The 23,187-nt window shown below is 39.7% G+C and carries 27 protein-coding genes; 2 read left to right on the forward strand and 25 right to left on the reverse strand.

Annotation, left to right across the window (positions count from 1 at the left end):
• Positions 1–3: 3 nt before the first annotated feature.
• From H7F25_RS14995 to H7F25_RS15080, 18 genes are all read right to left on the reverse strand, one after another.
• The gene (locus H7F25_RS14995) at positions 4–345 is read right to left on the reverse strand and encodes a flagellar protein FliT (RefSeq protein ID WP_185853885.1); all 342 of its coding nucleotides are present in this window, start codon (positions 343–345) and stop codon (positions 4–6) included.
• On the reverse strand, positions 342–746 hold the full coding sequence (gene fliS, locus H7F25_RS15000) for a flagellar export chaperone FliS (protein ID WP_024423612.1): 405 nt from the start codon (positions 744–746) through the stop codon (positions 342–344). The genes H7F25_RS14995 and fliS overlap by 4 nt, the downstream gene beginning before the upstream one ends.
• Before the next feature lie 17 nt (positions 747–763).
• The gene (locus tag H7F25_RS15005; RefSeq protein ID WP_185853886.1) at positions 764–2,278 is read right to left on the reverse strand and encodes a flagellar hook-associated protein 2; all 1,515 of its coding nucleotides are present in this window, start codon (positions 2,276–2,278) and stop codon (positions 764–766) included.
• A gap of 20 nt (positions 2,279–2,298) precedes the next feature.
• Complete coding sequence (gene flaG / locus H7F25_RS15010) at positions 2,299–2,640, reverse strand: flagellar protein FlaG (RefSeq protein WP_024426252.1); 342 nt, start codon at positions 2,638–2,640, stop codon at positions 2,299–2,301.
• A gap of 161 nt (positions 2,641–2,801) precedes the next feature.
• Positions 2,802–3,026 carry a carbon storage regulator CsrA gene (gene csrA, locus H7F25_RS15015; RefSeq protein ID WP_008360181.1) on the reverse strand — a complete coding sequence of 75 codons (225 nt, stop codon included), beginning with the start codon at positions 3,024–3,026 and terminating at the stop codon, positions 2,802–2,804.
• A complete protein-coding gene (gene fliW, locus H7F25_RS15020) occupies positions 3,020–3,454 on the reverse strand; it encodes a flagellar assembly protein FliW (protein WP_024423615.1) in 435 nt (144 codons plus the stop codon). Before fliW ends, csrA begins: the two co-directional genes overlap by 7 nt.
• Before the next feature lie 28 nt (positions 3,455–3,482).
• Entirely contained in the window at positions 3,483–4,061 is a 579-nt protein-coding gene (locus H7F25_RS15025) for a DUF6470 family protein (protein ID WP_024426253.1), read from the reverse strand.
• A 46-nt stretch (positions 4,062–4,107) separates the two neighbouring features.
• Positions 4,108–5,016 (reverse strand): flagellar hook-associated protein FlgL, encoded by a 909-nt coding sequence (gene flgL / locus H7F25_RS15030; protein WP_024423617.1) that lies wholly within the window; start codon positions 5,014–5,016, stop codon positions 4,108–4,110.
• 9 nt (positions 5,017–5,025) lie between these two features.
• Positions 5,026–6,546, reverse strand: a complete 1,521-nt coding sequence (gene flgK, locus H7F25_RS15035) for a flagellar hook-associated protein FlgK (protein WP_024423618.1) — start codon at positions 6,544–6,546, stop codon at positions 5,026–5,028.
• A gap of 15 nt (positions 6,547–6,561) precedes the next feature.
• Positions 6,562–7,044 (reverse strand): flagellar protein FlgN, encoded by a 483-nt coding sequence (locus tag H7F25_RS15040; protein WP_034623751.1) that lies wholly within the window; start codon positions 7,042–7,044, stop codon positions 6,562–6,564.
• Positions 7,045–7,062: 18 nt separating this feature from the next.
• Positions 7,063–7,326, reverse strand: a complete 264-nt coding sequence (flgM, locus tag H7F25_RS15045; protein WP_024423620.1) for a flagellar biosynthesis anti-sigma factor FlgM — start codon at positions 7,324–7,326, stop codon at positions 7,063–7,065.
• Between the two features lie 79 nt (positions 7,327–7,405).
• A complete protein-coding gene (locus tag H7F25_RS15050) occupies positions 7,406–7,825 on the reverse strand; it encodes a TIGR03826 family flagellar region protein (RefSeq protein ID WP_024423621.1) in 420 nt (139 codons plus the stop codon).
• A gap of 57 nt (positions 7,826–7,882) precedes the next feature.
• Entirely contained in the window at positions 7,883–8,539 is a 657-nt protein-coding gene (locus H7F25_RS15055; protein WP_253207496.1) for a ComF family protein, read from the reverse strand.
• Positions 8,540–8,565: 26 nt separating this feature from the next.
• Complete coding sequence (locus H7F25_RS15060; RefSeq protein WP_024423623.1) at positions 8,566–8,859, reverse strand: late competence protein ComFB; 294 nt, start codon at positions 8,857–8,859, stop codon at positions 8,566–8,568.
• Positions 8,860–8,907: 48 nt separating this feature from the next.
• Entirely contained in the window at positions 8,908–10,305 is a 1,398-nt protein-coding gene (locus H7F25_RS15065; RefSeq protein WP_142927723.1) for an ATP-dependent helicase ComFA, read from the reverse strand.
• A 120-nt stretch (positions 10,306–10,425) separates the two neighbouring features.
• On the reverse strand, positions 10,426–11,268 hold the full coding sequence (locus tag H7F25_RS15070; protein WP_024423625.1) for a DegV family protein: 843 nt from the start codon (positions 11,266–11,268) through the stop codon (positions 10,426–10,428).
• Positions 11,269–11,483: 215 nt separating this feature from the next.
• Complete coding sequence (gene degU, locus H7F25_RS15075; RefSeq protein ID WP_008348273.1) at positions 11,484–12,173, reverse strand: two-component system response regulator DegU; 690 nt, start codon at positions 12,171–12,173, stop codon at positions 11,484–11,486.
• A 64-nt stretch (positions 12,174–12,237) separates the two neighbouring features.
• Entirely contained in the window at positions 12,238–13,413 is a 1,176-nt protein-coding gene (locus H7F25_RS15080; RefSeq protein WP_003213166.1) for a two-component sensor histidine kinase DegS, read from the reverse strand.
• Positions 13,414–13,633: 220 nt separating this feature from the next.
• Here H7F25_RS15080 and H7F25_RS15085 point away from each other — a divergent pair, with 220 nt between their 5' ends.
• Together H7F25_RS15085 and H7F25_RS15090 are read left to right on the forward strand one after the other, a co-directional pair.
• Positions 13,634–14,302 (forward strand): YigZ family protein, encoded by a 669-nt coding sequence (locus tag H7F25_RS15085; RefSeq protein ID WP_012011434.1) that lies wholly within the window; start codon positions 13,634–13,636, stop codon positions 14,300–14,302.
• The gene (locus tag H7F25_RS15090) at positions 14,287–15,378 is read left to right on the forward strand and encodes an LCP family protein (protein WP_024423626.1); all 1,092 of its coding nucleotides are present in this window, start codon (positions 14,287–14,289) and stop codon (positions 15,376–15,378) included. The genes H7F25_RS15085 and H7F25_RS15090 overlap by 16 nt, the downstream gene beginning before the upstream one ends.
• A 35-nt stretch (positions 15,379–15,413) precedes the next feature.
• Here the strand turns inward: H7F25_RS15090 and H7F25_RS15095 are convergent, their stop codons facing one another.
• From H7F25_RS15095 to tuaD, 7 genes are all read right to left on the reverse strand, one after another.
• Complete coding sequence (locus tag H7F25_RS15095) at positions 15,414–16,481, reverse strand: glycosyltransferase family 4 protein (RefSeq protein ID WP_024423627.1); 1,068 nt, start codon at positions 16,479–16,481, stop codon at positions 15,414–15,416.
• 134 nt (positions 16,482–16,615) lie between these two features.
• Positions 16,616–17,812 carry a teichuronic acid biosynthesis protein TuaH gene (gene tuaH, locus H7F25_RS15100; RefSeq protein WP_041108506.1) on the reverse strand — a complete coding sequence of 399 codons (1,197 nt, stop codon included), beginning with the start codon at positions 17,810–17,812 and terminating at the stop codon, positions 16,616–16,618.
• A 19-nt stretch (positions 17,813–17,831) separates the two neighbouring features.
• A complete protein-coding gene (gene tuaG / locus H7F25_RS15105; RefSeq protein ID WP_185853888.1) occupies positions 17,832–18,587 on the reverse strand; it encodes a teichuronic acid biosynthesis protein TuaG in 756 nt (251 codons plus the stop codon).
• Between the two features lie 24 nt (positions 18,588–18,611).
• Positions 18,612–19,289, reverse strand: coding sequence for a teichuronic acid biosynthesis protein TuaF (gene tuaF / locus H7F25_RS15110; protein WP_185853889.1), 678 nt, complete (start codon positions 19,287–19,289; stop codon positions 18,612–18,614).
• 72 nt (positions 19,290–19,361) lie between these two features.
• A complete protein-coding gene (tuaE, locus tag H7F25_RS15115) occupies positions 19,362–20,819 on the reverse strand; it encodes a teichuronic acid biosynthesis protein TuaE (protein WP_185853890.1) in 1,458 nt (485 codons plus the stop codon).
• 39 nt (positions 20,820–20,858) lie between these two features.
• Complete coding sequence (locus tag H7F25_RS15120) at positions 20,859–21,788, reverse strand: NAD-dependent epimerase/dehydratase family protein (protein ID WP_185853891.1); 930 nt, start codon at positions 21,786–21,788, stop codon at positions 20,859–20,861.
• Between the two features lie 14 nt (positions 21,789–21,802).
• Positions 21,803–23,140 (reverse strand): UDP-glucose 6-dehydrogenase TuaD, encoded by a 1,338-nt coding sequence (gene tuaD / locus H7F25_RS15125; RefSeq protein ID WP_058837530.1) that lies wholly within the window; start codon positions 23,138–23,140, stop codon positions 21,803–21,805.
• Positions 23,141–23,187: the final 47 nt, after the last annotated feature.

Genomic DNA, 23,187 nt, shown 5'->3' on the forward strand with positions numbered 1-23,187 from the left:
TATTTATTTCCGTTTATCGTAGTATACGCCGTCACTCGTTATGGGCTGGTATGGATTTTGATAATTCAGCTGTTTTGTTTTCTTTTTTTGAATGGCTTGAATATCTGCTTTTATCCCATTTTGGATAACCGTTAATTGTTGCGCCATCTGTTGATCTGTTTGGATAATTTCTCGGATTTTCTCTTTTTCTTGATCCGTCAATGCATGCTGTATATCTCTCATTAATTCGTCTCTCTCAATTAAAAAGGCATCAAAGTCTTCAACAAGTGTCTCACTTTGCGGATTTTCCGCTATTTCGGCTGCCATTTTTAGTGTTTGATCATGCAACTGGTCCACAATACTCATAGAGAACCCCCGATAGAGTGATGACGGCCTTTACGATCGGTTTGAATAACTTCCTTCCACGCATCACGGAAGTCAGTTACGTACTCTTCTACTTCATTCAATATCTCTTCGTCATTTTGAAGATTGGCTTCTATCAGTCTGCGATAAATGTAATCATACATACTTGCCATACTCTTTGATACGTCATAGGAACGATTTAAGGTGACATTTAATTCTTGAATGATGTTTTGAGCCTTTTTTAGGTTCAAGTTTCTCGTTTCTGCATCTTCTTTTTGAATGGCATGCTTCGCTATTCTGATGAACTTTAAGCAGCCTTCATAAAGCATAAGCGTCAACTCGGCAGGTGTTGCGGTCTCAATAGAATTTTTCTGATAGGCGGCATAAGGGTTCTGTATTGCCATATGTTATAAACCTCCAATTATTGTCCAAGCAGTTGAGAAAGGTAGCCAGATTGGTTGTTTAGCTTTTGAATTGCACTATCCATGGCGTTAAACTTCGTATAGTAACGGGCTTCAACCATTTTTAAACGATCTTGGAATGTACTCATTCGTTTTGTCAAAGAGTCAAGGTCCTTACCAAGTCCGTATTCCTTTAATTCCATAGTTGTGCTGCCAGCCTTTTTTTGAATGCTCTTCGTGAAGGCAGATAAGGAATTTTGGACACGATAAATGATTCCTTGTTCTTTATATTGCTGCTGCGCTTTTTCTTTATCCTTTGAATCCACATTTAAACTACCTGATATGAACATTTGACTGATCTTCTGTGGATCTGCTTCAATGGCTTCTTTTAGTTTATTGTCATCAATTACAAGCTTTCCTCCATCTTTATATTTATCTGAAGTAGTAATTCCAATTTGTGTGAGGTGAATTTTATTCCCATCACTAGTCGTAATATCAGCATAAAAATCACTTCTTATTTTAGAAGCTCCAGATCGTAAAATAGAATCACTTCTCAGCAAGCCAGACTTCGCGGTCGTTTCCCATAGTTCCACTTCTTTATCAGACATTGCTTTTTTCTCTTCTGCTGTTAAAGGATGATAGTCTCTATTTCTTTTTTCATTGACTTTACCATTAATTTGCTCAACAAGCTCATTGTATTTATCAACAAATTGTTTAATCTTATCAAAGATTGCATCAACATCTGTTGAAACGTTTAAGCTGACAGGCTTATCCGTTGTTCCTTTAAGCTCGTACGTAATACCAGCCTGTACAAAGGTATTGTTGTTATTTTCCATTTTCAGGCCATTAATCTCGTATTGCGCCTTCAGTCCTTGAGTGGTCGCAACTAATTTGTTATCTCCATCTACTTGAAAGCCTAATTGACTGAAGAATGAAGCCGAATTACCATCAGCTGCTTTAATACTGACGCCTTCACCCGTTGTCCGAGAAGTAAGAGCGATGGTATCCACGTAGTTCGTTCCATCAAAGATTTGGCCTTTGTAAGCCGTCACACCTAATTGCGAGCTGTTCAGCTTTTTCACGATGTCATCGATTGTATCGGTATCAGAAGTATTGATTGTTACCGTTTTTGGTTTTGTTGAATCTGGTGTTGTCACTTCAAACGTAAATGTGCCATTTGCAGGTGTAAATCCAGATGTACCAGAGGACTTGAAGACAGAAGCTGTCGCTAGCTGAGTGACATGAATAGAGCCAGAGGTCGCATTAGTTGATCCAGTTGCTGTGACAGCAGATTCATTTGAGCTTGTCACTTTTTTGGCGCCATATGTACTTGGATACCCTAAGCTTAAGCTATTAATCAAATCACCTAATTCTTTGATTTTCGAGTTAACCTCGCGATAGCTGTCTCTTTGCCATTCAAGTGTTTGTTTCTGGCGCGTCATTGTATCAAGTGGTGCCTGCTCCGTTTTCATCAGCTTTGATACGATTTCATCAATATCGAACACATTTGAAAATCCAGTAATACGATTGACCATTGTTTATGTTCTCCCTTCATTTACATTCTTTTATCTACAAATAAACCGACAATTTCTGTCATTGCTGCATAGAAATCAAGCCATTCCTTGGAAGGAATTTCTCTAATCACTTCTTCTGTTTGGTTATCTACGACTTTTACATAATATTCATTGAGTTTTTCATGTAATTCAAATTGAAGATGAAATTGAGTAGGTTCAATCAGCTTGTTTGCGCCTTGAAGCGTTTTTTCAATTTCTTCTTTTGAAACAGTCCTGCCATTTGCTTGTGAGTCAGAGTTTACATTGTCATTCTGGTTATTAGAAACACGGGTTTGAAATGCATCGATAATTGGCTCTAATGATGTCAACTTACCAACAGACATAGTTATTCAGCTCCTGTGCTTTAATCTATCTTTTATATCGGCTTTGAATTTGTAAATTAAATATAGATGGACCGATTTGTTAAAGTTTCCTATAGATCATGAACATCTGTATCGAAACGCTTTCACACGGAGAAGGACAGCTGAATGCGATAAAAAAATCCTCACTTTTTTTGTGAGGATAATTGAGAGAGAAGATCTAAGGATAAACTCGCAGCACGATTGTTCTCTTCTTGAATAGACAGGTACACTTCTTTCCTGTGAATATCGATGTGCTTAGGAGCCTCAATCCCGACTTTCACTTGATCGCCTTCGATTGAAATAATCTTGACTTCAATATCATCGCCTATTTGAATCGACTGGTTTAATTTACGAGACAGCACTAACATGAGGATGCCACCTCTAACAAATGTTTTGTATGATAGGCTGAATCATGCAAAATCACCTGCTTGGCTTTCATGTTTTTCCGGTTCACAATAATAGGCGCTCTTAAATTGGCTGTTGTTTTTTCAATAGATGATTCCATTGTTAAAATAACCATTACTTCCACATCATTGGCATCTTCTACTTCCAGAATGTCTACAACCGTTTCGTCTAAATCAAATTCGTATTGATTGAAGAATAAAAACGGGCTGCTGACGATAAAACCTAATGCCGAGTTATTTAATGATTGAAGAACTAAAAATGGAGACTCTTCTGATAAAGGCAAAATGACAAACTGTTTTTGATCCAGAAATCCTGGTATCCCGTTAGAGAAGTGAATGATTTGCTCCTCTTTGATTGTCACTTCACCATGGTATTTTGTTTGAATGATCATAATTCACGACCTTTTTCGTTTTTCTTAACTATACCTTATCACCATTTTGGCCCGTTTCGTCAACTTCTATTTTTAATTCTGGATATTGTAACATATCAATATTGACCTTACCTGGCTGGTAGTTAACGATTGGTTTATGAGGTGTCGCCTCTATGATAGCTTTTTGCGGCTCCACATCAATTTGAAGCTCAGAAGGCTGATAGTGAATTTTCACACTAAAGAATGAAGGTATCACACCAATGGTAAATTGTTTTGCTGGGGGACTGCCATTGATTTTGGCAAACTCAGCAATCGCATTCCCACCATTCTCGATCTTGATGAGTTCACTTCCTTCTTCCGCTCTGCGACCCATTCCTTCTCCAACAGCACGCTTTCCCTCAGCTGCCCATTCCTCAGAACGTCTAAAAATTGACTTGATATCCATATCGGCAAACGCCTCGGTTTGATCAATGGTTAATTTCGACGGTGTCCTTTTGATATTCATGACAGCTCGTGGCTGCTGAATCTCAAGATCAGCTTGTGGCTGCTCTACTTCTTGCCGAGAAGGAGTTGTCGACATTTGAAGCTTTGCATAGGTTTGCTGCATTAACAATCTAGGGATTTGCATATGTTCACCTCCATGATGCAAAAAAGCACCCATCGGATGCTTTTTATTATCTTAAGAAATCTACAAGGGATGGCTGAATGACTTTAGCTGTTGTCGCTAAAGCAGCTCTATTCACCGTCTCTTGTTGAAGAAGATCAAGAATTGCCTTTTCACTTTCAACATCTTCATTATCTGATTTAGCATTTTTCAGTACTTGGTATTGTGAAGTCAAACGACTTCCTACTAAGTCAACACGATTCGAACGCGCTCCTAGGTCGGATCGCTCAGCACTCATCACTTCTTTGAACTGATCGATACTTCCTAGTGCATCATCAGAATTCGCAAACGTTCCATTTTTCAATGAGTTTTCTAAATCAGTCAGCATTTCAATGACATTTTGACCGTTAGCCTGTCCGCCAAACGCTGAGATTGGATTTGAGTTTACATTTAAAGTGATACCATCAGAAATATTCGCTTGAACAGCATTCGCATCTGTATAATTTTCGAAGTTAAATGTATACGTTCCGTCTGCATTCTCAACAACTGGTTTAACATTTGTATTTGTCCCATTAAATACGAACTTACCTAGCATTTGAGTGTTCATTGCATCAATGATTTGATTCTTCATCTGGCCAATTTCCACTCCGATAGCTGCTAAATCTTCGGGCTGCTTTGTTCCATTTGCCGCATCAAGCACTTTATCTCGTATATTTGACATAATATCAATGATTTCAGTGACACTTGTTTCAGATGTATCAATCCAGTTTTGTGCTTCATTTAAGTTATTTTTATATTGTTCATTTCGAAACAAGGCAGTACTATATTGAAGGCTTTTTACTGCTGCAACAGGATCATCAGACGTTTTTGTAAAACGTTTGCCTGTTTGTGCCTGCTCATTAATTTTAGAAAGTTTTTCATAACTTTTACTAATATTTCGAAGTGAGTTTTGAGAAATCATACCTTGTGTGACTCGCATCCGTTATCCCTACCTTCCTACGACACCCATGCCGTTTATGACCTTATCCAATACTTCATCTTGTAATGTCATAATTCTCGCAGCCGCATTATATGCATGCTGGAATTGGATCATATTCGTCATTTCTTCATCAATGGAGACAGCGCTAGTCGACATTCTACGTTCATTGGCTGAATTGACAAGAGCAGCTGAACTGCTTTCAAGCGTCATGTTCTTTTTCCCTTGTACCCCCATCTCAGCAATAACATTTTGGTAATAATCCTGAATTGTCGTTGTATTGCCGCCGATTGGTAACTTTAAGTCTTGTATATTAGCTAATTTCGTAGCATTCGAACCGTCACCTTGTGTTTGATTGAGAGATGCAGCAATATTATCTGTTGATGCTAAAATGACATCGCTCACTTTAATACGAGCTGCCAAACCTTTATTCAACTCATTGTTATTTTCGATATCAAAAAAGTCTTGTCCACTTGCACCATTTAACGTATACCCCTGCTTATGTACATCGTTAAATGTATCCATGAATACTTTTGCTACTTCATCCAGCTCTGCAAGCATATCTGGATACATGCCTTTTTCAGCACCGTTTGACATGTAGCCATAAGCCTCAACAAGTGCTTTTACTTTACCGTTCACTTGTAATTGATCCGCTGCAATTGTTGTTGTTCCGAATTGAAGTGAGTTAACAAGTCCCGTTGTATTATCATAAGAGATTTGCAGTTCAGACTTTTCGTTCGTAATACCATTCAAAATGTTTCCAGCAGATTGTCCATTTGCACCGATAATGTCGATGTTGACAGTTCCTTCAGCAATTTTGAGTGCATTACCGCCAGGTGGATTGTAGCTGACCTTAATATCAACAAGTGAGGATAATTGATCGACCAAAGTATCACGTGTATCATAAAGATCATTTGGAAGATATCCATTTGGCTCAACTGCTGCAATCTGTTTGTTCACTTCATCTATTTGAGATAAAAGAGTGTTTACATCTTTGGCTGTTGAATCGAGTTCCGTTTTTAAATTCTTTTGTATCGTTGTTAAAGAGGAGTTGAGCAGACGGAATTGGTCAACTAAAGCCTGTGCACTTGTTTTAACAACTGTACGTGCAGAAGCTGTATCAGCATTTTTTGATTCCGATAAGACCTGTAATGATTTCCATAGATTATCAAAAGCTCTGTTCAAGCCTTCATCCGTCAAATCATTCATAACCCCTTCCATCTGTGAAAGGGCATCTGACTTCGTTGAGTAGTAAGATAAGTTATTATTATGATCTCTGTATTGTAGATCTAAAAAGCTGTCTCGAATTCTTTCAACCGTTCCAACTTGTACGCCTGTCCCCATTTGGCCATACGTCTTGCCGTCATAAACAGAAATGACTGGATAAGGATTTTCTGCTTTAAAGGTCACTCTTTGTCTTGAGTAGCCCTCCGTATTTGCATTGGAGACGTTGTTTGATGTGACATAAAGCCCTGCACGCTGGGCTGTGATTCCTCTTTTTGCCGTTTCTAGTCCCATGAATGTAGAACCCATTGGTATCCTCCTTGTTTACGCCTTTGAATCAAACAAAGCCCTTTGCTGTTTAGGCTTTGAACTCTCAAGACCATTTTGTCCGTAATTCATATTTTCTTTATTAGGGTTAACGAGATCGAATGTCAGTGAAATAAATTGAAGTGACTGCTGAATAAGCTGCTTGTTCAGTTCATTTACATCTTTTAGTTCCACCATGATGTCATTTAGTTTCTCATATAATGAAATGAGCTCTTTTTGATCTGTACCTTCAGCCTTTTCGATACATGCAGTGATGGTTGGTGATTGCTCACTTTGTAAAAATTGAACGGTCGCTTCAATTCGTTTTTCTTCTAATTGAGAAATGGCCTGAATATACTTTTGCTCTAAATTCAGGACCTCTGAAAGAGCATCAATCTCATTGCTTTTCAGCATTTCTGTTTTATCCTTAGACAACTTTAAAAGCTGTTCATGCAATCCATAGAGACGATGCAGTTCTTCAATAATTATTTTAACTGACATTCACGCTGCTCCCTTTTGTTATTGTTGTTTATAGAAATTCAGCATTTTATCTGCAATGCCTTTTGTATCTACTTGATATGTTCCGGCTTCAATGCTTTTTTTAATTTGGTCAATTTTATCTTGGCGTTCTCTCATAATATTCGGCACCTTTTGCATTTCGATTGCCTTTTTAGAAATTTCGACTTTATCAGTTGATTTAGCTTGATTCGATTGCAACGTTTGTTTCTCATATGTTTTCTTGTAAGGATTTACTGGTTGTGTTCCATATCGATTAATTTTCACGGGATTCCTCTCGCTTTCCGTTACAGTCTGTCTTGATTCTATCCATTTTATCGACCAAACTGCAACTTAGTTTAGGGAATCAGTCGTTTTTAGGATTAATGGCATAATAGGTGTCTTTTTTCCTAGATTCGATCTCCCTTTTACGCTCCTCTTCTTGGTTCATTTGGCTGATTTGCGAATGAATATCCTGTTCACATTGGCTGCATAGCTTGTTTTTCCTGATCGCTTTGCCACATCTTTCACAAGGATAATTAATATTTGGAAATTGACTAATTTGCAGTCTTTTCAAACGAATAAATTTCAAGATTAATTCTTCATCAACTTCTGTTGCTTCTACTATTTCAGCGATGGTTGATTGTCTATTGCTTTGTTTTCTCAAGAATTTATATACGATATCAAAAGAACGTTCTTCTTCTTCAAAGCATTTGTTACAAACCGTTTGGATGGTGGTTTTTAAAAATAGCTGATTACATTGTGGACAGTTTGCCAATTGATTCATAACCAAAAACCCCTTACGTTATTTTCTTTTCTTATTATCGGTTAATTATCATGATTTTTAACTACGTATCAACGTAAAAGAAGAAACACTTTTAGCACCTGCGTCTTTCAAAATTCTTGCCGCATCATAGATGGTTGCTCCCGTTGTATAGATATCATCAACTAATATAATATCCCTTTGAACAATCGCATCTGTTTGCTTTATTTGAAACAATCCTTTTTGATCTAGGCGTTCATTTTTCTTTTTTTTAGACTGCTTACTTTGATGTATTTTCACGAGTGGCTGCAATATTGGCTTATCTAGCAAAGAAGCGATTATCACGGACTGATTAAATCCTCTTTCTTTTAGTCTTTCATGACTTAAAGGAATCGGTATCAGCAATGGGTCTTTTATGCAGAAGGAATGTTTAAATGCTGCTTGTACATCTTTTTGAAACAGCTCAGCTAAAGCCGTATCACCCCGAAATTTAAAGCGGGCAAGGACATCTTTCATCAACTCGTTGTAAGTATAAACTGACCTATTTTTTACAAGGATTTTAATAGAATCAGAGCGTTCATTCCATCTGTTACAGTCCCGGCACAATTGGTCATTTGACTGCGCCCTTCCGCATGTTGGACAAATAGGACGCTCAATCTTTACTAGGTGATTCTTACATGCTATACAAAGGCGATCATCATTTAATAGTAGGAATGATTTCCATGTAAAAGCAGGCACAAAATGTCCCTCGCAAATTTGGCAAATCAATTGGTTTCCTTGTTCAGCAGCAGACGATTTTCACACCTTGGAAATGCAGAGACCTTGGAAGCTGCTTCTGTCAGAATGACCAGCATCGCAGTATTCTTCTGTTTATCCACCATCTCAGATTTACTGTAAGATATTTTATCGATATCTGTTATATATTGTGGTTTCACTTGATTCAGTGAAATCGCTAATACATCTTCCATACACTTTTCACAATGACAAATCATGTTTAATTGGTTGAGATATTGATTGAGAATTTCCTTGAGTAGTATTTCTTTTGCATTGAGTAGCATATTTGTCTCTCCTGCCATTTGTGTATTGTGAATATAATGTACCATGATTTAGTTGAACCCACACTGTTTTTCAGAAAACTCTTTTGCAGCCGTATCATTCATTTTTGCGATATGCTTCTTTGCTTGTTTCATACTTCTCGTTAAACCAAAATGAAAAAGGAAAACATCTCCTGTACAATAATCCGGGTGTCTGCCTACCCGTCCAGATATCTGAACAAGTGCACTCTCTGTAAAAATAGTAGATTCCGAACCTAGTACCCCCACTTGAACATTTGGAATCGTTACGCCTCTTTCTAGAATAGTGGTTGTAACTAGTACATCGTATACGTAATCTCTAAAGTGCTGAACCTTTTGTTTCCTATCCGGATCATCGGCAGATACTCCCTCCACATTTAAGGATTGTTCTCGAAGAATCTTCGTTACCTTCTTCATGGTAGCAATTGAAGGAACAAAAAGTAATATTCTTCTCCTATTTGCAATATGTCTCTGCATCCAATTCATCACTTTAGGGGGCAGCTGGTTCTTTTTTAATTTCTTTTTCCAATGACCGATCCAATGAAAGGTCGGTACGGGTAATGGTTGCTCGTGAAAACGCAAAGGAATTTTTATCGCTTCCAGTTTTCCACGAGAAACCTCTCTCGTCATTTTTTTAGAGGGTGTCGCACTTAAATAAATCCTAACCCCTCTGTTCTTTCTCATCGCCTTTAGAACAGCAAATTGGAGACGCTCATCCATTGAATAAGGGAAGGCATCGACTTCATCTACAATGAGCACATCAAAAGCATTTTTGTATCTCATCAGCTGGTGGGTTGTGGTGATCACAAGCGGTGTTATTTGAAACCTTTGAGAACTGCCTCCGTAAAGTACGGTAATTGTCACCCCTTGAAATGCTTTTCTAAGCCGTGGTTCGAGTTCAAGCACTACATCTGTTCTAGGTGTCGCAATACAGACCCTCATTCCTTGATTTAACGCATATTCGATTCCGTGAAAAAGCACTTCCGTTTTCCCTGCTCCGCAAACCGCCCAAACAAGTAGATCAAATTTGTTTTTAATAGCTTCAATCATTCTTTCTGACGCTCTTTTTTGTCCTTTAGACAGCTCTCCCTGCCATGTTAATTCGGCTCGACATGTTTCTACCATTTGTGGACCTGTCCATTCATAAAGAAACCCACATTCTGCTGCTTTTCCCATCATGATGCATGATCTACAGTACACACAACCCTTTTGACACACTTCACATGGAGAATGAGCGAAATACCGCTTGTGTGATACACCGCACCGGCAGCATGTAAAACCATTTGCTTTCCTCTCAATGGCTGGAGACCGATTGACTAAGCCCTTCTCCTCCAGCCAATCTAAATTGGACTGTGGGCACTTTGTTTCAACGGTGAGCAGATGGCGTGAATGCAGCTGCCGCATTAGTTCCATTGCTTTGTCCATATTCAACATTACCAAACACCTTTCAATTGATGTTTGGCTATTATGCGCAAAGACATGACCTTTCGTCCAACAGGTAAAATAGAAAAACAAAACCTCTTTTCCATACGAAAAGAGGTTTTTTAGTAATTATCTAATCACCCAGCCAAGGGCCAAAGAGCCTTCACCTAGATGGGTGCCGATCACGGCACCAAAGTAGCTTTTATAAAATTCAACATGAGGATATTTTTCTGATAAGTGCGCAATTAATTCTTCTGCTTCTTCTTCTCTATTACCATGTATCAGTGTTGCTCTCATCGGAACACCACGTGATGCATCTTCATCAAATAATTCAAAAATACGTGAAATGGCTTTTTTACGTGTGCGAATCTTCTCAAAAGGAACAATTAGCTTGTTGTCAAAATGCAAAATAGGCTTTACCTTTAAGAGGCTTCCAATAAAAGCCTGAGCACCATTTAATCTGCCGCCTCTTTGCAAATGAGTTAAATCGTCTACCATAAAATACGCCCGCTGACTTTCTTTTAGGTAATTTAGATGTGCTAACACTTCTTCTAAAGAAGCACCTTCTTGGATTTTTTCAGCAGCTTCTAACACATAAAAACCTTGTGCCATACAGCTTGTTTCTGTATCAAACGGGTAAATATCAATCCCGTCAACTAGATCATTCGCTGAGACCGCACTATTATACGTTCCACTAATTCCACTTGAAAGGTGGATACTAATCACGGCGTCGTATGTTTCACTTAGTTTTTCATATAAGGCTATTAATTCACCGAAAGCAGGCTGAGAGGTTGTTGGAAGATCTTTGTGTTTTTTGATTTCTTCATAATATGTCTTCCAGTCCATTTCTATTTCTTCACGGTATGATTCACTGCCAAAGATGACGTTAAGGGGGATCATATGAATATTATGTTTATCACGCAGCTCTTGTGGTAGATAAGCAGTACTGTCTGTTACAACGGCTATTTTCATTCTTAAATACCTTCCTTATTCGTTAAGTTACTCTTTTTTATTTTAAAAGAATGATCATTTTTTCATTAGATTTATAATAGTAATCAAAAAAGCCTGCCTAATCAATAGGCAAGCCCGCTATATCCGAAAAAGACTCCTTACCCTGTCTATCATTTCTCTCCACCTAAAATGTGAGAGAATAAAAACAGGCGAAAAAGGAGTACTTGTCCGGAACATTATCTCATTTCTACCCAGCCGTTTTTAATAGCTACAACAACAGCTTGTGTACGGTCGTTTACATTCATTTTTTGCAAAATGTTACTCACGTGGTTTTTAACTGTTTTCTCACTAATAAAGAGCGATTCACCGATTCCTCTGTTGCTCTTTCCGTCAGCTAACATTTGAAGAACTTCACATTCACGTCTAGTTAAGATATGAAGTGGTCTGCGAATTTCAGGATATACCTCATGCTGTGGATGTGCTGAAACGCCGCTAGTTGCCAAGCGTCGGAATTCATTTACTAAATTATGAGTGACTTTCGGATGTAAATAAGAGCCTCCGTCAGCTACAACTTTCACTGCTTCGATAAGTGTGTCTGCATCCATTTCTTTTAGCAGGTAGCCTCTCGCCCCTGTTTTCAATGCATGTGTTACATAGTTTTCATCGTCATGAATAGATAGAATAATGACTTTTGATTCGGGATAAAGCTCAACAAGCTGCTTTGTAGCCTCAACACCATTTACATTCGGCATATTAATGTCCATAATGACAACATCCGGATGATAGTGTTCTACGATACGTGCAGCTTCGTCACCGTCGTCTCCTTCTGCAACTACTTCAAAAGTAGGTTCAAAATCTAAAATCCGTTTGACACCTTCACGGAATAATTGGTGGTCATCAATAATTACAATATTTACTTTAGTCACAAGCTACGCCTCCCCATGTTTATTGTTCTACACCTGAACTTTATGGTCAATATGTCTTTTGACTCTATTTTACAATTTTATTTTGCAATGTTAGTGGCACGCGAATCATGATGAATGTCCCTAGACCTATTTTTGAGTCTATGGTCATTTTACCTTCCAGTAAGTCTACGCGTTCTTTCATGCCAAGTAAACCGAAGGATTTGTTTTTGTTTGTTTTCACATCTTTCATATCAAAGCCTTTTCCATCGTCTTTAATAATTAAGGTCACAAAGTCTTTCGTTACTTCTACTTTGACAGAGATTTCTTCAGCTTCAGAATGTTTTAATGAATTTGTGACAGCTTCTTGGGCTAGTCTAAACAGTGCTACTTCAAATTGAGAAGCAATTCTTTCGCTTTCTGTATCACCTAGGCATTGGAACGTAATTTTGGTTTTCCCATCATATTCTTCAATTGTGTTTAAGTATTTTCTCAGTGTCGGAATCAGACCCAAATCATCTAAAGCCATCGGTCTTAAATCATAAATGATTCTTCTCACTTCGTACAGTGCATTTCGCACATTCTGTCTGAGACTTCTAATTTCTTTAAAACCTTCTTCTGTACCGCGGTCTCTAAAAATCCGTTCAATTAATTCGGAACGCATCATCACGTTTGCCAGCATTTGAGCAGGGCCGTCATGAATTTCCCGAGACACTCTTTTGCGTTCTTCTTCTTGGGCTTCAATAATTCTCAGCCCAAAATCTTGTTTTGCCTGAGCATCTTCAAGTAAAACGCCAACCTGGCGTAAATCCTGGTTGAGATAGTTGAGAACAACTGTAATCTGACTCACAAGGGTTTCAGAACGTTCAATGACGTCTTGTAAGCTTAATAATCGTCTTTCCAGATCGTCTCTTCTTTCTCTCAGCTGCTTCTCGCGCTGCTGAATCATGGTGAGTTCCACTTGCAAGTTATGTGCTTTTTCGTAGGCCTCACGTATTTCTTCTTCGCTGAATTTGTTGAAGTTTCTGCTGACCTCAGATAAGCGGTTTCTAGCATGTCTTGTATGGACTTCCAGCTTATCCCCAAAATCAATTACTTCGTTTACTTGCTGTTTGATTTGCTTCAGCTCTTCTACTAGGCTTTCATATTGTTGACGGGACTGTTCGCCTATTCTAAATACTTCGTCCTTGCTGCCATCAACTGTACTTAGCATTTTCATGATGATTGAATCCAATAATTTCGGATCCATTTTGGGTGTTGTCATGGCTTTTCCCTCCCGTAACAGTGATGTCATCTTTTTTTATTATAAATGTCATTGATCTGCATTTTATGTCGAATTATAATGAAAGAATGCGTATAATCATGAAGTTTTTATGACGACCCTTTTTCCGCTCCTATCATCATAACAAAATACGCTGTAAAATTCTAAAACCAATGCAAATTTTCACTAGTCTTACAATTTGCTTGTCAGGAGGGTATGTCTTTTGCTGAATCGCTATCTTACAGTAAAAAGTCGTGGCGAGCATGAGATCGTCATTGAAAAATCACGTTTTATTTGTCATATACAGCGTGCTGTTTCAGAAGAAGAAGCACAAGCATTTATACAATCCATTAAAAAACAACATTGGAATGCCACACATAATTGTTCAGCCTATCTCATTGGTGAACATGACCTGATTCAAAAAGCGAATGATGATGGTGAACCAAGCGGTACAGCAGGTGTGCCAATGCTTGAAGTGCTAAAAAAACGGAAGCTGAAAGATACAGTCGTTGTGGTCACTCGTTATTTCGGCGGTATCAAGCTAGGTGCCGGTGGATTGATTCGTGCCTACGGAAAATCTGTATCAGAAGCTATCAACCATGTTGGAATGGTAGAGCGCTGTTTAATGCGTACAATGCACACAACAATAGATTATACATGGCTTGGAAAGGTAGAGAATGAGCTTAGAGCCTCATCTTTTCAGCTAAAAGAAATCCATTATGCAGAAGATGTTATTTTTGAGACATATGTCGAAGAAACACAAACAGAGCAGTTCATTGAGTGGATGACTGAGCTGACAAATGGAAAGAGTGTTACAAAAGAAGGCGAACTGATTTATTTAGAAAAGGACATTGGTCCGATAAAGGAGACAGATGAATGGCACAACGAGTAAAAGTGCGTGTACGAAAGAAAAAGAGTAAAAAGAAGAGAATTATCAAACGTATTCTGGTCTTATTTTTGCTTCTTATCATCTGCATGGGCGGATTTGCAGTATATAAAATCGTCAATACTCTTCAAGCTGCTGACAAAACATATGATGAACTAAACCGTGGAGAGAAATCGAATCTTCGTGATGCTGTCATTGATATTAAGAAAAAACCTTTCTCTGTATTATTTGTCGGAATTGAGGATTATGCCACAAAGGGTGATCATGGCCGTTCAGATTCACTCATTGTCGCAACGATTAACCCTCAAGACAAAACGATGAAAATGGTTAGTATTCCTCGTGACACACGCGTACAGCTTGCAAGTGATACAACAGGAAGTAAAGAAAAGATCAATGCAGCATTTGCTAAAGGCGGTAAAGATGAAACGATTGAAACTGTCGAACAATTCTTGCATATTCCGATTGATAAGTATGCAACCGTTGATTTTGACGGATTCAAGGATGTCATTGATGAAGTCGGCGGAATTGATATCGATGTTCCATTTGACTTCAATGAAAAAAGTGATGTTAAAAAATCGAAAAAGATTTACTTCAAAAAAGGCAATATGCACTTAAACGGGGAAGAAGCACTTGCTTACGCACGGATGAGAAAACAAGATCCACGCGGTGATTTCGGACGTAACGATCGTCAGAAACAAATTTTACGTGCAATGATTGATCAAATGGCGAAGCCAAATAACATTGCGAACGTCGATAACATTGCTAAAGAAGTCAGTGATCACATTACGACCAATTTCCGTATCACAGAAGGTCTTGCGCTTCAGCAAATCTACAGCGGATTTAAAGGAGACGACACAGAAACTCTTTCTATTAAGGGATCAGACCTTTATTTAGGGCCAAATCGCACGTATTACTTTGAGCCAGATCCGACCAATTTAGCTAACGTACAAAATGAATTACGGACGCATTTAAAGCTTCCTACTGAATCTTCGACTGAAACAGATTCACAAACCAATCCGTCTTCTGGTGAAACAGGGTCAACTGATACAACTAACTCATCGACCAGCACACCTGGACAATAATAAAAACAGCCCAGTTCCTAGGAACGGGCTGTTTTTTACTGTCTTTTGACCATTCGTTTATAAAATTTCGTAAATGGTTTAAACTCTTCATTCACCAAGCCTGTGACTTCTGCAATCACCTGCATGAACATGACCAGTAAAAAGATAATAATCAGTGATAACCAAATGGTGGCGCTTGTCAGCAAAATCGCACTTAAGCTAAAGACTAAGCCAATCATATAAATCACGATGACAGCCATGCGATGTGACAAGCCAAAGGCCATCAGTCTATGATGAATATGAGACTTGTCAGGTGCTGAGATCGGCTGTTTGTTTAATATTCGTCTAATGATGGCAAAGGTGGTATCGAAAATTGGGACACCTAAGATGATCACTGGGACAACAACACTAAACAAAGTGACACTTTTGTACAGCCCTAATAGTGACAACACCGAAATCATATAGCCTAAAAAAAGCGAACCGGTGTCACCCATAAAAATCTTCGCTGGATGAAAGTTGTAAAAGAGAAAGCCGATGGTACTGCCAATGACAACAAGTGATAAAGAAAGAATCAAAATTTTATCAGCTGAAAATGCCATCACGGCAATAGTTGATAAACCGATGACAGAAATACCGGCAGCCAGTCCATCAAGGCCGTCAATTAAATTAATGGCATTTGTGATTCCGACAATCCATAACACGGTTAGGGGATATGCCATCCAGCCTAACTCAATTCGATCTGTTAAGAAAGGAACAGAGAAAAAGTCCATTTTTAAGCCTGTGCTTACAATCAGACAAGCAACAAGAACTTGTACGAGAAATTTAAATCTTGCACTTAAATTATATTTATCATCAAATATACCTAGAATGACGATAAGTACGGCACCAACTGAAATTGCTGTAATTTTATTATGTAGAAACAGCCCGCCTGCTAATGCTCCAGCCGCTACCCCAATAAAAATTGCCAAACCGCCCATTCGAGGCATTACTTTATCATGAACTTTTCGTTTATTCGGCTGGTCCACTGCACCAATCTTAATTGCAAACTTTTTGACGATTGGTGTCACAATTAAAACTGTAGCCAGAGAGACAAAAAACGCTAATAAGGCGCGTTCGTAATCCATAGGTCAGTCTCCTTCTAAATTGAAATCTGTATTTTGTATATTGGCCGCTCTTTCCATTATACAATTGAATAGAGGATGATCACAAGCTCCCCCTGTGAAGAAGAAACAAATAAAAACGCACAATCCCTGATGAATTATGCGTTTTCTTTAATATTCGTTAGTTCCACCATATTTGTGAACAGCGCGTGCCAATCTTTTTTCTTCGCACGGCTTTGTCTTAGATGTCTATAGGTCATGTCGTCTTTTTTGCTGATCACTTTTTGGCAGGCTTCTACGAAGAGCGCAGGATCCTCGCCTTCTAAATATTCATACACATCATTCTCTTTTAGCCTTTCCGTTGACGGAAGATTTAAACCAACAACCGGTATTCCTGCGGCTAAAAATTCATATAGCTTGAGCGGAAACACGGCTTGATTGTAAGGAGATTGTTTGTATGGCATCATGCCTACATCAATCAGCTTCATATACGCAGGCACTTCTTCTGGTGCAACAGCACCTGTCCAAATCACATTCGGCAGTTTAAGTGCATGCTGAAAAGACGGATCACCATTTGTTCCATCCGGACCGACAAATAAAAATGTCCAATCAGGCTGCATGCGGGCAGCTTCTGCTATCATGTCAAAATCCAGTTTCGGCTTGATGCCTCCAATAAAACCAAGAACAGTTCCTTCTCTACCTTGCAGCACATCCTCCTTACATGGAAGATTGCTTTTTGCAAACACATCGTACTCAACGCCATTTTCCACTGTAAACACATCTTTTGGTTCGCCCATAAGACGCTTTTTGATTTGATCGTGTAAGTATTGAGAAGAGCATGTAATGCTGTGTGCGTATTTGATGATTCGATTTTCTGCTTTCACAATGACACGCTGCCTCATATAAGAAAGCAAATTATTTTTGCCGCTTATCGGCTCTCCCCACAGGTCACTGCAGTCATAAACAATATGTTTCCATTCAAATAAAGAAGATAAGAGCGGAAAGCCCGGAAACGTATACCATAAGCAAACAGCGATTCCCTTCTTTTCTTCCTGCCGCAAATGCTCAAGAAGAGGGGACAATTTATGAATATAGAACATGTCTTGATATCGGCCAAAGCGGAAAAATTTGCTCTTGAGCACATCAGGAATGGTCAATTGCTTCATTCGATCGGTTATGGGCTGAAAGGGAGCTGTATGACGGGATGCAGATGGGCATACCCAGATGACCTCTTTCGTTTCTGGATCAGATGCTAGAAATTCCGCCAGTCGATGCCGTCTATACCTCAAGCCGTCCTGTCCCCATTCTCCCGTCGCTACGATAACATGTATGATCGAGTCTGCTTTCACCTTTATCACCTTTTTTCCCTTCTGTTTATAAGCGCTTCTTCACAGCATTTGTCGCATAGTGCATAAAACACCAAGATGCTTTGACAAAATGAAGCTGCTCAATTTCTCTGTAGACGAACCACGTTTTTTTCGCTGCTTTCCACTTGTTACTAGAGATCGAGTTTCCAACGATGCGGTATTCACTGAGCGGTTCACTCATTCCATAGGCTGTAAATCCTCTTTTTAATATGGACAGCCACGTAGCTAAATCCTGTCTTGTGCGGATGTTCGGCATTTCTACATGTCCTATCTTCTCTACATCAAGCATCACCGTTAAACAGCCGATAATGGTATTTTTCAAAGCTTCATCATAAGTTAATCTTGCTGGTGCAGTGACGGTTTTTTCTAATGGTTCTCCATTTTCAGCAATGATGTCATATGCCGTGAATGTAAAGGCATAATCGTTTGTCAGCATGAAGTCTACCTGCTTTTCGAGCTTCGTCTCTTTCCACTTATCATCGCTGTCTAAAAAAGCAATAAAGCGGCCTTTTGCCTGTTTGATGGCTGTATTTCTAGCGATGGCGGCTCCCTCATTTTTCTCTAAATAAATGACGTTGATTCTGTCGTCTGCTTCACTTAAGTCCCCAAGCAGCTTCCTTGTTCCATCTGTTGAACAATCATCTGCGATGATCAGTTCCCAATTGGAATAGGTTTGGGCAAGGACGGAATGAACTGTATCCGTTAAATAACGTTCCGCATTATAGGCCGGTGTAATAATTGATACTAACGGTTGATTGTTCACCTAAGAGTCATCTCCAGTTCATCATTAAGATTCTTTGAACACTTCGGGCAAGACCACAAACATGAGCGAGATACTAAAGCCAATGACAAGTCCAAGCAGTGCACGCTTTTTCGCTGACATGCCTTTATTGCCTTCATCAAGAACTTGAGCAGGGTCAACAATCTTCGCCTGCTTCATTCCAAGCTTTGTAGACTCCAATTCATATAAGAATCGTTCTTTATCTACTTTGGAATCGTTGCTGACAGATTCGTCTTTTAGAGCAGATAATCTACTTTCAATTACCTGCTGCCTTTTTGTAAATAATGCTTTGTCTTGCTTCAGAAATGTATCCGACACCTGCTTCACGACAGCTAAAGCATGATCCTTATCAGCATCTGTGAAGGACAGCTGTAATTGTGTATCTGATTGATTGGTGAGGATGAGGCGGCTTTTCACATCCTGCCTTTCTTCTTCTTTGATGTCACTGAGTGCTTCATTCAGAAATGCATCGCTTTTTAATAGAGATGTCACTTCAGCTATATTGTTATACACTCCGTCATCATATTTACCAAGCGTGAGAGTAACAGCAGCTGTGTAACTAGATTGCTGCGTTGTTCCTTTGGCAAAAAAGAATCCAAAAGCGCCTAATACGACAGGCAGCAGTACGAGCCATATGATATACTTTTTGATTCGCTTCCCTATTCTAGATATGAAACCAGACATGTTCATTCTCCCAACATTGACGTATTTGCTTTTTCACTAGTGTAGCCATACCAGCGCAGCATCACACACGGTTTACCAAGTCTTAAAACGCTGTTTGTTTTTCAACATATTCACCGCTGCGATCACGAGTCCTAAAAAGACCCAGTGGAAATATAAATTCGAGACAGAACTAGGGCTGATACTTGAAACGAGAAAGCTCAGCATGGCAGCGAACAAACCTTCAATGATCATTTTTGCTGATCTTGTGTCAGCCCATTGGTATTGTTTATACAGTGTGAACATGAGATAAGCGTAGACGGAGATATAGCCCAGCATGACCGCAAATCCAAAGTTCGTCATCACTTCCAGCAGCCAATTGTGCACTTCAACCACTTGATCTGTATCAAAGATTGAAAAGTGGGCTAAGTAGTAAGACACATTCCCCGCTCCGACACCAAATCCGTATGAATCCGTAAAGAAATGCCATGCATTTTTGATCAAATTCGCTCTCGCAATGTTGGATGGGAGTGGTTCACTAAAAGAATGCGCGACCTGAGAAGCGAGAAACAAGTCATAAAAGACTGAATAAATCTTGGCTGAAAAAACCGCGATACAGATGACACCAAGTCCACCTGCTGCGATGAGTGACCACTTTTTGAGAAAGCGCGGCATGAGCAGCCACACATAGATGGCCACTCCTGCAAATATGCCAAGCAGGCTCGCGCGGGATTCTGTTAACAAAATGAGATACAGTGCTGCGATGGCGCCAAATAATCCAAATGCTTTGAGATAACCATTTTTCATTTGACGCATACACGCTAAATACAAGAAAAAACTAATCGATAAAAACGTCGCAAAGTCATTTTGATTAAAAAAGACAGCTGTAGGATAGTGCTGTTTATACGCCGGCCCAAGATACAATGAAGTATTCGGTAAATGGTTCAAAGTAAAGTGATTATAAAACCCTATCCCCATGACAAATACAGTCATGATGAGCCAAATGCTATAAAAGGTGACCACTTGATCCATTCGCTGGATGTACATGACCACAAGAAAGACAAACCCCATCCCCATCGCAAGCAGGGACATATATTTGAGACCATCTGTCACCGAATGAGCCCACAGCAGTGAGATAAGCCCATAAAGAAACCATGCAGCGAAAAAACCAAGAATCCCTTTTACACGAATCTGCTGCCACTGCGATATGTACGTCCCCTTATCTCTCATCCGCCATATGAATAATGCAAAGGCAGCAATGAGCATAATACGGTAGAGAAAAAGACTAAAGAACCCAGCACTAATTGAAAAGAAAGCGTTGTTGAGAAAGGTCAATGCAATTAAAAGATAAATGGCTGACATGAACACCTGCTCACCGTTCATGTATAGCTTCATTAACACGAGAAAAGCCGTCAGGACTAAAAGCAGGACTGGAATGGCGACGATCTTTTTTAACCCGGCGGGCTGCGCAGACGCCAATTGTACAAGTCCTAGCCCTGCTGCAAATAATATACATCCGATCATGATTTGCCATGCTGTTTGTTTCACACTCATACCCATTTTCCTCCTAAGCAACCCATCCGATTTGAGGGATTAAGCCTTGACTTCCTGTTTATAGTAGGAAATGGTACGAGCCAAACCTTCCTGTAAACTCACAACAGGCTCCCATGCTAAGACTTGTTTCGTTTCCTCATTTGCCAATGTACTATGCACGATATCTCCTGCACGCTGCGGCTTGTAAATCGGTTCAAGCTGTGATCTCGTTACCCGTTTCATCGTTTGAAACAGTTCATTCACAGTGATGGAATGACCACACGAAATATTTAAACAAACGTTTGATTGGGCTGTTAATGCCGCAACATTCGCTGCCGCTAGATCACCCACATAGATAAAGTCTCTTGTTTGTTCCCCATCTCCAAAGATAAAAGGGGCCTCATCCTTTGCAAACTTATCAGAGAAAATAGAGACAACACCGCCTTCGCCAAGTGCGTCTTGGCGCGGACCATATACATTGCTGTACCTAAGAATACAATAGTCCACATCATAGAGTGATTTTGCCATTTCTAAATACCGCTCTACTGTCAGTTTTGCTAAGCCATAAGGTGAACCAGGCTTCAGCCGGTGAGCGGTGTCTACTGGCAGATACACCGGGTCTCCATAGACAGCTGCTGATGAGGCAAAGATGACTTTTTCCACTCCTGCTTCAGCCGCAGCTTTCATGACGTGCAGAGATCCTTTGACATTGACCTCTTCGTCAAAAACGAAATCCTGAACGGAAATGGCTACACTTACTTGTGCTGCAAGATGAATAATATAATCCGGCGCGATTTGTTTGATCAAATCAATCGTCGCTGGCTTTGTGACATCTGCCTCTATGCATTGCACGGAAAGATGGGCAATATTTTCTCGAGATCCAGTTGAAAAGTTATCAAGAACGATGGGCTCATAGCCTTTTTCTAGTAAAGCCTCTACCGTATGTGATCCAATAAATCCGCTTCCCCCAGTTACCAATACTTTCTTCATCCAAGCTCCCCCTGTTATTGTGCCTTCGATACCAATTCTGCTTCCCATACACTTGGGCGGCCGATAGACTGGTAAATAAATCCTCTCTCTTTCATTTCTGCTGGATCAAACAAATTCCTTCCATCAATTACAATTGGCGAACGAAGCAGCTGCTTGATCTGGTCTTTATCCATCTTCTGTACGTCATCCCATTCTGTTAGGATGAGACAGGCATCGGTATCTTTTACTGTTTCATACAGGTCATTGCTGAAGACCGCCTGCGGACCAAGCTCTCGCTCAGCTTCCATATAAGCAATCGGGTCATAGGCTTTTACAAAAGCACCTAGCTCTCTCAGCATTGGGATAATATCTAATGCAGGTGCGGAACGCATATCATTCGTATTCGGTTTGAATGCAAGACCTAAGACAGAAATGGTTTTTCCTTTAATATCACCGAACACACTCATCAGTTTGCTGACAAGGTGGGCTCTTTGGTTGTTGTTCGTTTCAATGACAGATTCGATCAGCTTGAACCGATACCCGGATGTTTCGGCAATTTTGAGAAGAGCCATCGTGTCTTTCGGAAAACAAGAACCTCCAAATCCAATGCCTGCTTTTAAAAATTTATGCCCGATGCGGCTGTCTAATCCAACTCCTTCACTGACTTTTTCAACGTCAGCGCCTACCCGCTCGCAAATATTTGCAATGTCATTAATGAAAGAGATTTTTGTGGCAAGCATGGCATTTGCAGCATACTTAATCATTTCAGCACTTTCTAAGTTGGTCTCCACAACTTCTGTTTGAAAAGGATCATGCAGCCTTTTGATGATGGTGGAAGCATGAGTGCTTGTTGAACCAATGACCGCCCGCTCCATATTCATCGTGTCTTGAATTGCAGAGCCTTCTCGGAGAAACTCTGGATTGGATACGACGTCAAAGGGATATTTGCTGCGCGATGCTTTTTCCACAATGGCTTGAACGAGACGGCCTGTTCCAACGGGCACTGTGCTTTTATTGACGATGATTTTATAGCCATTCAGGTGTTCACCGATCGTTTGAGCGACGGCTTTCACATACGTTAAATCTGCTTCCCCCTGTGGTGTCATCGGTGTCCCTACGGCAATATAGATAATCTCTGATTCCCTAATAGCGGCAGGAATATTCGTTGTAAAAAACAGTCTTCCTTCTTCTGTATTCTTTTCAATCAATTCCTTTAAACCTGGTTCATAAATGGGAACGACACCACTTTTTAAGCTGTTGATTTTTGATTCATCGATGTCACAGCAGATGACACGATTCCCGATATCAGCAAAACAAGTACCCGATACTAACCCGACATACCCTGTTCCAATCACAGCAATTTTCTTCAACATTTTTCATCCTCTCAGTAAAAGCATATTGTCCGTTCCAAGCTGTTTAT

The organism is Bacillus sp. PAMC28571, from assembly GCF_014250435.1.
GTDB lineage: Bacteria > Bacillota > Bacilli > Bacillales > Bacillaceae > Bacillus > Bacillus safensis.